Origin of the sequence: Segetibacter koreensis DSM 18137 (assembly GCF_000374045.1) — a bacterium.
Lineage (GTDB): Bacteria > Bacteroidota > Bacteroidia > Chitinophagales > Chitinophagaceae > Segetibacter > Segetibacter koreensis.
The window spans coordinates 1-12,760 of sequence record NZ_KB893346.1 but is presented as its reverse complement, the minus strand read 5'-3'; the positions used below and the strand labels follow the sequence as shown (position 1 = coordinate 12,760).

Genomic DNA, 12,760 nt, shown 5'->3' with positions numbered 1-12,760 from the left:
ATTGTCATTGGCTTGTTTAACAAATTCACGTTGTTTTTTATTACTTTGATATTTTTTGCCTGTCTCAAGGTCAATTGAATTAATTACAATATGGTTGTGGTAATGATTTTTATCTGTATGCGTATAAACGGCGACTTGATGATTGGGTGCTATTTTTTCGGCTAATTCTAAACCAATTTGATTACATTGTTCGGGCGTTACTTCGTTCGGTTTGAATGACTGAATAACCGTATGTGCTTGAATCCCATCTTCTTTGCCATATAAAGAGCGTGTGGCTTTAAAAGCTGATTTAGCGTAATCTATATCGCAATTCAAACCACTTTTTTCTTCTGCACGTTTCTCTGCGTAATTGATTGCTCGACTTGCTGATTTGGTATTACCTAATTTAGTTGTTGCCATCATCATCACTTCGTTTCTGTTTTGGTGCTATAACATCAATAATAATTCGAAAAATAATCACATAAATAAAAAATGCTATTATTACCCATTTATTTTCAAAGAAAGCATTATTCTGTACATAGAGAAAGATAATTAATCCAGCACTAATTATTAAATATAAAGTAATAAGAATACGCCTTAATTTAGACTTTGCCATATGTCATTCAGCCTTTCACGAACAGCTTTAATATTGTGTTCTAAACCTTCATAATTTGGTGTTTCATGTTGGTGTTGATTACAATATTTAGCAATTTGATTTACGTTTGCTCCTAACTTACTTAAATCTTTGGCAATCGATTGTCGCGTCTCTTTATCAAATTTGGGCGCTACCAATCGACTCCCATGTGCCTTTTTCTTAACAAAATTCGGCACACTCATATTCAAAGTTTCGGCAGATGACCTTAACTTTTCATATTCGGATTCGCTCACTCTGAAACTAATTTGTTTTGGCTCTTTGCGGTTGGGTTTACGGTTTTCCCCAACAGACAAATCGCTAGCCAAATTATTATCATGTTCACTCATTCAATCCCACCACGTTTCTACGAAATTTATAACTCTCTATATTTGCAGATTATAGGATAATCAACAAAATTTCAAGTCATAATGTGGTTTGGCAAGCTTCGTATATTCTAGCCACTTCGTGACTGTATATACTGCTTGTTGGGATTATATCCCAAACCCTTTATGTTTTTTTCTACGAAAAAATAGCAAATACCTATGAGTATTTGTTTAGTTCAACGCGCAAAAATGTGCGCGTTGAATCATGAGTAATTACTCACTAAACCATTCCGCCTATGTTAGAATAGTAACTAAGCAATCACTCATATCAAACTATATTATTTGATTGAGTATTTACTTAGTTAAAGGTGGAATCAAAATGCCAAGTCAAGAACAAAAGAAAGCCAAAACGATTAATATTAATTTAACGGAAAGCGAGTATGAAAAAGTTAAACAATTAGCTGAAATTAGAAATTTAAATCCCACAGCTTATACGCGATTAGTTGCCTTAGGGAATCGGATTAAACCAACGGTTGTTGAAATATCTTCGAGCCAAATGACGATGGATACGAATGAAGATGTTGAAGATTTAAAATCACAAGCTCAAGCTAATGCTAATGCTAATGCGTATTACGCCAACATGTTTAAGCGATTTGCGAGTTATATTGAAGATGATCGTTTTTATATTAATTTACATAACGTTCAAAGTGATCGAGAACTGATTCAAGCCATTCATCAAATAAAAAAAGAATAATAAAATTTTAGTCAAAGATTTTTTAGTATTAAAAAATCAAAAAAATAAATAGTTCGCTATCTTAACAAGCTACTTATATGATAAGCTTGTTAAAATTTAAGGAGAGTATGAGAAAATGAAAAAAACAATTTTTATAGCATTTGCAATGGAAGATGAACGGCAAAGAGATTTTTTAAAAGGGCAATCTTTAAATACAAATTCGTCATTTGAATATGTCGATATGTCTGTGAAAGAACCTTATGATAGCGATTGGAAAAAGCATGTAGAAACCAGAATAAAAAAATCGGATGGAGTAGTAGTTTTAGTAAGCAAAAACTCTTTGAAATCTAACGGTCAAAAATGGGAAATCTTATGTTCGAAAAATAATAATAAAAAAATATTGGGAATTTGGGCTTATGCTGATGATAGAACAAATATTGATAGGGTATATACCAAAACTTGGAGTTGGGAAAATATTTCTAAATTCATAGATAATATATAAAAAGGGGGCGCGTTTATGAAAGGTGCATTAATTGTTGGTATAGATTATTATAAAGAAGTTAATTCTTTATCTGGGTGTGTAAATGATGCAAATAACGTAATGGAAGTTTTAGGAAGTGATGGAGATGGAAGTCCGAATTTTGAGTGTAACTTACTAACTGCTACCAGTATAAAATCTGCTATAAATAGACGATGTTTGAAAGATAACGTGGAAGAATTATTCAAAAAAGACTTAGATATTGCTTTATTTTATTTTGCAGGTCACGGATACATAGATAATGCTGGAGGTTACATCATAGCTAGTGATAGTAACTACGGAGACGAGGGGCTGGCATTATCCGACATATTAACGTTTGCTAATAAATCCCCATCTAAAAATAGGATTATTATACTAGATAGTTGTCATTCAGGACAATTAGGCGATAGAGTTGGGGATGAGATGGCTACTTTAAAAGAAGGTGTTACTATTCTGACTGCTTCTTCTAAAGATCAATATGCAACGGAAGACGAAAGTGGTGGTGTTTTTACAAATTTATTTGTTGATGCTTTAAATGGTAGTGCATCTAACCTTAAAGGGGAAATTACACCGGGTAGTGTTTATTCACATATAGATCAGTCTTTAGGAGTATGGGAACAAAGGCCTATCTTTAAAACAAATATAAAGCAATTTGTATCTTTAAGACAAGTTTCTCCAAAAATAGCTACAAATAATTTAAGAAGAATAAGTGAATTATTCCCAAGGTATGGATATGAATACCCCTTAAACCCAACATATGAGCCAGAAGAAAAAGGAAGAGATGAAGGAATGCCATCTCCTGAAAAGGAGAATACGGAAATTTTTGCAATTCTCCAGCAATATAATAGATGTGGCTTATTAGAGCCAGTTGATGCGAAACATATGTGGAATGCAGCTATGGAAAGCAAATCATGCAAGTTAACATTATTAGGAGAACACTATAGGAAGTTAGCCATAAAAAAAAGAATTTAGCCTCAATTTAAAATATAAATTGTATATAATATACAAAATAACTTCCCATAATAGTTAATTATGTTAAGTTGATGAATACTATATATTCATTTGGAATCATTAATTATGACTATAATTCGGAGGTTAGTATACTATGCAAATAAATGAAGTTAAAGGTACTTATAACGCCACGGGCGCTAATATTTATTTTGAATCAAAAGGTAATGGTGAAAATATATTATTAATTCATGCTGGAATTGCAGATTCACGTATGTGGGACAAAGAATTTCATTTATTATCAGAAAAATATCGAGTAGTTAGGGTTGACCTTCCTGGTTTCGGCTTAAGTGATTTTACAGGAGGAAATTATTCTTATAGCAATATTATTAATGAAATACTTATACATCTAAACATCAAACGTACACATATTTTAGCAGCTTCATTTGGTGGAAAAATAGCTATTGATTTTTATTTAGAGAACTCAGAAAAGTGTCTAAGTTTAGCGCTTTTGTCTCCAGCTATAGGTGGATGGGAAGATTCGTCTTTCCTACAAAAATATGAAGAAGAAGAAGAAAAATTATTACAAGAAGGTAAAATAGAAGAAACAGCACAGTTTAACTATAAAACTTGGATATTAAGAAATAGGAGCTCAGAACATATCAATCCAACAGTGAAAAAATTAGTTGTTGATATGCAGATGCAATTTTTAACTAAACCTGAACCAGATTATCCTTACGAGGAAATAGAGCCGGAAGATAATATCTTACAAATAAAAAGTATCCGAATACCTGTATTAGTTATTAATGGTGAATATGACGTTCAAGATTTTCATGATATCTCTGATTTAATGAGTAGAGAACTCCCTTATGTAAAAAAGGTTATAATACCTGATACTACACATTTAGCTAACCTGGAATCTCCAAAACAGTTTTTTAAGTTAATTTCAGAATTCTTTTCTGATAGCTCTAATAATTAATCAATAGAAATGTATAATATATACAATTTAACTGCCTATAAGACTTTATTATGTAAAAAAATCACGAAGTACTGATTTAACAGTATTTCGTGATTTTTTGATTTATAGTCATTTATACATTGTAGGTATGATGTGTTTTCGATACAAATGAGTGGACCTGTTAGAATCTATAAACTCATATTTTTTGGTTTTTATGATACATTAATTATAAGACAAGTTTTGATACTTAAATATATACACAAAACCACTTGGTTTTTCATTAAGAGTTTTTGTGTCAAAAACGAATGTTTTTGTTACAAATTTGAGTTATCTGCAATTTAACAAGCAAAATTTGTGACAAATTCCTCTCAAACAGATAAAAAATAAGGTGTCACTTTCGATGTTATTTTGCACTGATTTAGGCGATAATTTGTACTATAGTTAAGAAACCCAGCTAATCTTTTCACAAAGACAGCTAGGCTTTAAAGTTGGTTATGCAAAATAACACTTAAAATATATGCAATTTATCGTCAAAAATGACACCTTCCCTTGATCATTATCGATATACCGAGCGTCAAAATGATTCAGCCAAGGATGAACAACTCTATTTCAGATTTTTTCCTCAATCCTATTCCTGTTTCCAATTTTGTGAGAATTTATCCATTAATATTCGAGTTCTTCAATAAGAAAAATTTTGTTTCAGCTCATAAGAATAATGTTTCGACTTTCGAGATGATTTTTCTACATATTTTTCGGTAGATTACGCCGTAACTTCGTAACCTGTATCTTTAATGGCAGTTTTGATTTCTTCTAATTCAACTATACTCTCATTGAATTTCACATCCACTGCTCCTTCAGAAAGGTGGATTTTTACAGATTCAACTCCAGTGAGTTTACCTACACGTCCTTCAACTTTATTGGCGCAAGATCCACATGTCATTCCTTGTACATTTAATGTTACTTGTTGCATATAAATTCCTCCTTTATTTTTTATTAATTTTAACTGATGAACATTACTTACCTTACCCCCGTAAGGTATATAGTTTTGTTTTAAAAATGCTATCTCTTATTTGATATAGCACCTGGGTAGTATCATTTTACTAACCCTTTTTACACCACCTCCTTAAAGTAAATTCAATTTCATTCTGGGGGTAGGATAATTAAAAATTATACTGAAAAGATTTACTGATTTTTTTTTAATATACTCACTATTTCATTTTTATTATTCTCAAAACCAATAAAATATTTGACTAGCTTTCTTTTGCCGACTAACCCTTTTTTATAAAAAGCAAACATTGGAACGATTCGATTCCCAGATATCTCCTTTAAATCTTCCTCTAAGCTGAGATTTTTGCTTACATCTTTATCAGCATAGTGGATTCTATTAGATTTTAGATACTTCTTCGCATCCTGGCAGTCTGAACATGTGGGCCTAGTATATAATTCAAGTTCAAATTTATCTTCCACTTTAATCTCTCCTTCCTATTAAACAGCAGACGGTTTAAATCGTTTTAAACGCAAAGCATTTGATAATACTGAAACAGAGCTTAAGGCCATTGCAGCTCCAGCAACCATTGGGTTTAACAATGGTCCACCAAGGAGATAGAAAATACCCATGGCAAACGGAATACCCAATATGTTATATCCAAATGCCCAGAATAAGTTTTGTTTGATATTTCGAATAGTAGACTTACTTAATTCGACGGCTGTTGGAACATCCATTAAATCACTTCTCATTAATATAATGTCTGCAGATTCCATGGCAACATCCGTACCTGAACCAATAGCTATTCCTATATCTGCTTGTGCAAGGGCTGGTGCATCATTAATACCATCTCCAACCATAGCCACTTTCTTACCTTCTGCTTGGAGTTTTTTCACTTCATTTGCTTTATCTTCTGGTAATACTTCACTGAACACACGATCAATTCCAACTTGCTTGGCAATAGCCTCAGCTGTACCTTTATTGTCTCCAGTAATCATCGCTACTTCGATTCCCATTTTTTGAAGTTTTTCAATTGCTTTTAGACTATTTTCCTTGACTGTATCAGCAACTGCAATAATACCCGCAATTTGGTTATTAATGGCAATGTACATAGGGGTCTTTCCTTGACCGGCTAGCTCATCTGATGTAATTGCCAGCGTATCTAAAGAAATATTACGTACATCCATTAATTTTCTGTTTCCGGCTAGTATTACTTTGCCATCTACAGTTACTTCAATTCCATGTCCAGGGATAGCATTAAAGTTTTCTGTTTTCATAAAGTCTAGTGCTTTTTCTTCTGCTCCCTTAACAATTGCTTCACCTAACGGATGCTCAGAACCTTTTTCAGCAGATGCTGTTAGTTGTAATAATTCTGTTTCTAAGATTCCGTTTACAGTGATAATATCTGTAACTTTAGGTTTACCTTCGGTAATTGTACCTGTTTTATCAAAAACAATCGTTTGAACTTTGTTCGTTGTTTCAAGTGCTCCACCGCTCTTAATTAATACACCGTTTTCTGCACCCTTACCAGTACCAACCATAATTGCAGTCGGCGTTGCTAGACCAAGCGCACATGGGCATGCAATAATTAAAATGGAAATAACAATTGTTAAAGCAAAGAGTCCTGTTTCTCCTCCGAAATACCAGGCTGAACCCGAAATAATAGCAAGCACGATAACGATCGGCACAAAATATCCGGAAATAATATCAGCCATTTTAGCAATCGGTGCTTTTGAGCCTTGTGCATCTTCTACCAACTTAATAATTTGTGATAAGGCTGTATCCTTTCCTACTTTGGTTGCTTTATATCGGATAGTACCATTCTTATTGATACTTGCACCTATAACATTATCGCCTGCATTCTTTTCTACAGGTATACTTTCTCCCGTTAACATGGATTCGTCAATAGATGTTATTCCTTCTAATACAACACCGTCAACCGGTATTTTTTCACCAGGTTTAACGATTATAGTATCACCTGCCACTACTTCCTCAACTGAGATTTCTACTTCTTCTCCATTTCTCACAACCATTGCTGTTTTTGGAGCCAACCCCATCAGTTTTTCAATTGCTGCCGATGTTTTGCCCATAGAACGAGCTTCAAGATATTTACCTAGTGTAATTAACGTAAGGATTACCGCTGCAGACTCATAATATAGATTTCCTGCATAACTGGTATGACCTAACCAAATCGCTATTGTTGCCCCTAAACTGTAGACGAACGCAGCATTAGTTCCTAAGGCAACTAAAGAATCCATATTTGGATGTCCTCTAAATAGTGTTTTGTATCCTACCGTGAAGAAATTCAAGCCATAAATCATAACTGGTATCGTTAATATAAGTTGTATTAGTGAAAACCATTCAGGGTTCACCATTGGATCAATTATTTCTGGCAATGGTAAGCCTACCATGTGCCCCATCGCGATATAGAACAGGGGAATAGTGAAAATTGCTGAACCCAAAAATCGTGTCCATATGGATTTAATTTTCTGTTGTTTTTTATCTTTTTCCTCATTGACTGAATCTGGCGTTTCCAAATCTTCATGTGCTTCATACCCTGCATTTGAAACTGCTTGAGTAATATCTGACACAGAAACAACTGTCGGATCATACTGGATTGTCAGTTTTTCTGTAGCTAAATTTACATTAGATTCAATGACACCATCCATTTTTCTTGTTGCTTTTTCAACAGTTTGAACACATGATGCACAAGTCATACCAGTTATAGCGAATGATTTCTGCTCCACGTCTGTTAACGCCTTATACCCAGCCTTATTTACGGCATTTTGAATATCTTGTGCGGATACTGCATTCTCGTCAAAACTGATATTTAATTTTTCAGTAGCTAAATTTACATTAGATTCTTGTACACCGGGCAATTTCTTGGTCGCTTTTTCAACTGTCTGTACACAAGATGCACAAGTCATACCTTCTATATTAAATGTTTTTGTTGCCATTCATTTTCATCTCCTTTTTTAATTATCTGGTTCAGTTTCATATTTTAAAGGGTGTTTTATTCATGTTTCTCACTCTTTCTTCATATTTTGATTTTCTACGATATTTTAGTGTTTTGATGAACAGTTATCATCCTTACAATTACACTGTCCAGGAACACATGTGCAAGGGACTTCTTCAACCGCATCTTTCTTCTTCATTTCAAGTACTTTTTCCAGTCTGTCTATATCCTGAAAACTCAGCGTTGATTTTGAAATTAAATCCACTATTGTTTTACCAACGTCTTTATTACAAATATTATCGAAAGTTTCATTTAGAGTACTTTTGATAAATTCATTTTCAGTTATATTAGTGGAATAAACATACTTATTTCCTTCTGTTTCTGTATGAAGCATTCCTTTTTTTACAAGTCTCCCAATAAAAGTTTTGGTAGTCGCAGGTTTCCAATTCTTCTTTTGCTCCAAAACTTTTCTAATTTCTTTACTCGTAACGTTATCTTGTGCCCATACGACACGCATAACTTCCCATTCGGAATCTGTAATTTTAGAATCTACTTCTGTGTTCATAATCTCACCTCTCATTAATTTACATGCGTAATCGAATTATATAACATTAGTTTACAACTGTAATCGATTTTGTCAAGTCTCTTTTTCTCTTTCACTATTGTTATAACTATCCTTTACAATTTATTATCGGTTCTGTTCACTGACATCAATCATAATGAAGGTGGTAACCGGATTCGAACCGGCGATCAAGGTTTTGCAGACCTTTGCCTTCCCACTTGGCTATACCACCATATAAATTATAGTAATGCATTTATGGTCTCGCACATTATCGACTACAGTTGTAATCTACTGGCATATACATAGATTACAACTGTAGTCGATTTTTGTCAAGTAATTTTTATTATTATAATCATCATTTATTATCGATTTTATAATATCGGTATTAATAAAAGTAAATGGGGTAAATGGATTGTATCGATTAAAGCCTTTCAGCCCATTGCCTTCCCACTTAGTTATAGCACCGTATAAATATTTCGCAATAGCCGAAGAAAAAATAAAATAAGAGTGGTTATCCTGATATCAAGACAACCACCCATAATTAATTCCATGAAACAAAAACTAAAAAACACAAATACATGACATCTATTTTTATTGTTGATTCAATTACAATTCATTTTAGTGATGGTGATGTCCAGATGACTCAGCTTGCACCTTACACAAGATCGAATTGTCGTGCAGATGATCAGACGTTTCTAATTGAACCGTCATATGGTGAATATTTTGGTGCTCAAGGTCATGTTCGATTTGACGAAGCAATCGTTCACTTTCAGCAATAGACATTCGTTCATCTACAACCGCATGACAAGAAAGTGCGTTTAATCCGCTTGTTATCGACCAAACGTGTAAGTCATGGATACCTTCAATGCCTTTTTTATTTTTGATTGTTTCAACCACATCGTCCATATCAGCATTTTCTGGAGTCCCTTCCATCAAGACATGTAGCCCGGATTTCGTTACAAAGTAGCCACTGCGTAACACGAGTACGGCAACAATGACACTTGCGAGTGGATCTGCCCATCCCCAGCCAAAGAACATGATGAGTAATGCAGCTGCAATCGCACCAATGGAACCAAGCATATCGCTAATCACATGCAAGTATGCTCCACGCATATTCAAGTTCTCTTCTACATCTCCGCCGCGCATCATAATCCAAGCAACAAGAATATTGACTAGTAAACCAATTGTACCAATGACTAACATTCCGGTAGATGCAACTTCAGGCGGGTTTTGGAAACGTCCGATTGCTTCATAAAAAATAAAAAGTGCGACGATGATAAGTGTCAATCCATTAAGAACAGCCGCCAGTATTTCAAACCGCTTATAACCATATGTTTTACTATGGTTAGCAACTTTTGCTCCAATGGTGAAGGCGAGTAGCGCAATTCCAAGTGATATAGTATCACTTAACATATGACCTGCATCTGCCAACAAGGCAAGACTATTAGTAAGATATCCACCTATGGCTTCAACAATCATATATGAAGTAATAATAATAAAACTAATCAATAAAACCTTTATATTTGCACCATGCGTGTGATTATGACTATGATCGTGTCCCATTTTAAACGCCTCCTAGATTAATATGTTCAGCATGCTCAATTGCCTGCTTCAATAAATTAATAACATGATCGTCATTTTCCGAATAATACAACGTTGTTCCTGCTCTTCTATATTTGACTAGTCTTAAATTTTTTAAGAAACGTAATTGGTGGGAGACACTGGATTGGCTCAAGTTTAATTTCTCCGCGATATCATTGACAGCATGTTCACCTGAACACAAAAAGTTCAAAATACGAATTCTGGTTGGATCACTCAATGCTTTGAATGTTTGCGAAACAATAAACAACGTCTCTTCATCTAAGTATTGTTCTCCTTCATTCAACAACTCTTCGGGTTCCTGTTCTTCATTCATTTATTTCACTCCTATATAATATATCGATTTAAATATATGAACATATACTCACATTTAGATATATAGTTTATATTACGCTACATTGAATGTCAATTAGAAACTATAACATTCAAATGAGTCATCAAGTTTTCTAAGAATCAAAATAAAAATATAAGTTTAGATAATCCGACAAACGTAATTACTATGCTACCTTTTGTTCAATATAATATTTCTCTTATTTGCTAACTTACCTCGTTAGGTTAAATGAGCTTATTTAAAAACTCGTTATTTATATTTATTCTGTAAATTTAGTCTAGGATCTAAATATACAAAAGCCACTCTCTTAATATATTAATAGTGGGAGGCGCAAAAGAATGATTTTGACACGCTGTAATTATATATAATGTATAATTACAAAAAAGATTTAAATACTATACACTATTTAAAATATTCTGCAAAACTTATATAATGAACTCAATGACGTATAAGAGTATACCTTATAAAATTTAATTAAAAGAAAGCCGTATATAATAAATAAAAGGGGCATAAAATGTTAGAAATCTTAAAAAATCTGAATTTTGTGAAATTACTTTTGGGAAGAATAGCTAGCAATATAGGAGATAGTATTTATTATGTATCGGCTATGTGGCTTGTATATGAATTAGGAGGATCTGAATTTTATACAGGTTTAGCTGGGTTTTTAATACTTTTACCAAATGCCTTACAATTTTTATTTGGACCTATTGTAGATAATTATTCCATTAAATTAATTTTAGTATTCACTCAATTTATGCAAGCAATTTTAATTTCTACTATCGTAATACTTTATTTTTACAATCTTTTAACTGTTACATCCATTTTAATTATTATGCCAATCATTGCTATTATGAATCAATTTGCTTACCCAGCAATGCAATCTGTGTTACCTAAAATTATAAAGAAGGATTCTCTTACTCAGGGAAATTCATTAATGTCTATATCATACCAAGGTTTAGACGTAGTATTTAATTCTGTATCTGGAATATTCATTAGTTTAATAGGAGCTATAAGTTTATTATTTTTAGATATCTTAACATTTATAATCAGTGGATTGTTATTTGGATTATTAAAAATACCTAAACTTATACATAGTAAAGAAGTTAAAGAGAATTTTGAAAAAAATTATTTTGAAGAATTAAAATCAGGGTTAAAGTTTGGATTTAATTCAATTATAAGCAAGTTTTTTCTTCAAAACGCTGCGGCTAATTTTTTACTAGGGGGTTTTATGTCTATATTACCTGCGTATGCAGATTTTAAAGGGGGGGCTAGCGCATATGGAGGGTTCTTAAGTGCTTTTTCTGGCGGCATGTTATTAGGTTCTTTATTAACTTCATATTTTGAAAAATTCAAATTAGGTTATTTATTAAGTTTTTCTATGCTTTTTGGGGGGACAATGTGGGTAATTTCTGTTTCAATACCAAATACATTTTACAGTATGTTGATTTTTAGTTTGGCAGCAATACCCATAGGTATAACAAATGTAATTTTATTTTCAGTAATACAAAGAATAGTTCCTGAAAATCTATTAGGAAGAGTATTATCGGTTTTAATTAGTTTGGGAGGTATATTGATGCCAATAGGGTCTTTAATAGGCGGTATTGTCACTCCATTTATAGGTGTAGAAAGAGCTATGATTGGATTTGGTATAGGGTTTATGTTAATTGCTGTTTACTATCTGTTAGTAAAAGATTTAAGGGATCTTCCTCCTGCCAAAAAATTAGAAACGATTAAATAAACGGGAAGAAAGGAAAATTAGTTATGCAAAGTGAAAGTATTTTGGCCAAAAAATTATAAAAATAGTATTTTTTATATTAAAAGTTACTTCTTTATATAAAAAGGTGGCTTAAACGCTTCAAAATCAAATTTTGTCTTACAAACAATAGAAATTAAAAATATTAGTGTACTGTATATAGTGTACAGTTTAACAACCTATAATAGTTAATTATGTTAACTAAACCAAAAGCCCGAAACACTGTTAGATCAGTGTTTCGGGCTTTTATGGATTGTGAACTTTTATACACACTTTATACATTGTCGGTTTAACACGTTTTCATGCGTTTTCATAAAGTGCAGATATTTATATTTATACATAAAGTAATTTTTTACAGTAAAAATCACAGTGTAAAAATCAGCTTAATTACTTTTACTTTCATTACGAAATACACCAAATGTAAAAACGAAACAGGATACTATAGGTTCTGTTGCAAAGTAAAAAAATATAGCTAACCACTA

The 12,760-nt window shown here is 32.6% G+C and carries 13 protein-coding genes and 1 tRNA gene; 5 read left to right on the top strand and 9 right to left on the bottom strand.

Features of this window, described 5'->3' with window-relative positions; all coding sequences use genetic code 11:
- A partial coding sequence (locus B154_RS0119310) for a relaxase/mobilization nuclease domain-containing protein (RefSeq protein ID WP_425423118.1) occupies positions 1–405 on the bottom strand: 405 nt, incomplete at its 3' end.
- Positions 406–576: 171 nt separating this feature from the next.
- Positions 577–960: a plasmid mobilization protein gene (locus B154_RS0119300; protein WP_018615969.1), complete on the bottom strand. Its 384-nt coding sequence runs from the start codon at positions 958–960 to the stop codon at positions 577–579.
- 355 nt (positions 961–1,315) lie between these two features.
- Here B154_RS0119300 and B154_RS0119295 point away from each other — a divergent pair, with 355 nt between their 5' ends.
- The 4 genes from B154_RS0119295 to B154_RS0119280 all read left to right on the top strand — a co-directional run bounded on the left by B154_RS0119295 (position 1,316) and on the right by B154_RS0119280 (position 4,113).
- Positions 1,316–1,690: a plasmid mobilization protein gene (locus tag B154_RS0119295; protein ID WP_026260307.1), complete on the top strand. Its 375-nt coding sequence runs from the start codon at positions 1,316–1,318 to the stop codon at positions 1,688–1,690.
- 115 nt (positions 1,691–1,805) lie between these two features.
- Positions 1,806–2,171 (top strand): TIR domain-containing protein, encoded by a 366-nt coding sequence (locus tag B154_RS0119290; protein WP_018615967.1) that lies wholly within the window; start codon positions 1,806–1,808, stop codon positions 2,169–2,171.
- 15 nt (positions 2,172–2,186) lie between these two features.
- On the top strand, positions 2,187–3,158 hold the full coding sequence (locus B154_RS0119285; protein WP_018615966.1) for a caspase family protein: 972 nt from the start codon (positions 2,187–2,189) through the stop codon (positions 3,156–3,158).
- 133 nt (positions 3,159–3,291) lie between these two features.
- Positions 3,292–4,113, top strand: a complete 822-nt coding sequence (locus tag B154_RS0119280) for an alpha/beta fold hydrolase (protein ID WP_018615965.1) — start codon at positions 3,292–3,294, stop codon at positions 4,111–4,113.
- A 739-nt stretch (positions 4,114–4,852) separates the two neighbouring features.
- Here B154_RS0119280 and B154_RS0119275 read toward each other — a convergent pair.
- The 7 genes from B154_RS0119275 to B154_RS0119245 form a co-directional block, all read right to left on the bottom strand.
- Entirely contained in the window at positions 4,853–5,062 is a 210-nt protein-coding gene (locus B154_RS0119275) for a copper ion binding protein (protein WP_018615964.1), read from the bottom strand.
- Between the two features lie 212 nt (positions 5,063–5,274).
- A complete protein-coding gene (locus B154_RS0119270; protein ID WP_018615963.1) occupies positions 5,275–5,559 on the bottom strand; it encodes a glutaredoxin family protein in 285 nt (94 codons plus the stop codon).
- An 18-nt stretch (positions 5,560–5,577) separates the two neighbouring features.
- Positions 5,578–8,034 (bottom strand): heavy metal translocating P-type ATPase, encoded by a 2,457-nt coding sequence (locus tag B154_RS0119265; protein WP_018615962.1) that lies wholly within the window; start codon positions 8,032–8,034, stop codon positions 5,578–5,580.
- A 105-nt stretch (positions 8,035–8,139) separates the two neighbouring features.
- Positions 8,140–8,598 carry a CopY/TcrY family copper transport repressor gene (locus tag B154_RS0119260; RefSeq protein ID WP_019467714.1) on the bottom strand — a complete coding sequence of 153 codons (459 nt, stop codon included), beginning with the start codon at positions 8,596–8,598 and terminating at the stop codon, positions 8,140–8,142.
- Positions 8,599–8,756: 158 nt separating this feature from the next.
- Positions 8,757–8,827: transfer RNA gene (locus B154_RS0119255), tRNA-Cys, on the bottom strand.
- A 386-nt stretch (positions 8,828–9,213) separates the two neighbouring features.
- On the bottom strand, positions 9,214–10,158 hold the full coding sequence (locus B154_RS0119250; RefSeq protein ID WP_018615960.1) for a cation diffusion facilitator family transporter: 945 nt from the start codon (positions 10,156–10,158) through the stop codon (positions 9,214–9,216).
- Between the two features lies 1 nt (position 10,159).
- Entirely contained in the window at positions 10,160–10,510 is a 351-nt protein-coding gene (locus B154_RS0119245; protein ID WP_018615959.1) for an ArsR/SmtB family transcription factor, read from the bottom strand.
- A gap of 529 nt (positions 10,511–11,039) precedes the next feature.
- On the opposite strand from B154_RS0119245, the gene B154_RS29155 reads away from it, so the two are divergent.
- Positions 11,040–12,263: an MFS transporter gene (locus tag B154_RS29155; RefSeq protein ID WP_018615958.1), complete on the top strand. Its 1,224-nt coding sequence runs from the start codon at positions 11,040–11,042 to the stop codon at positions 12,261–12,263.
- Positions 12,264–12,760 lie beyond the last annotated feature (497 nt).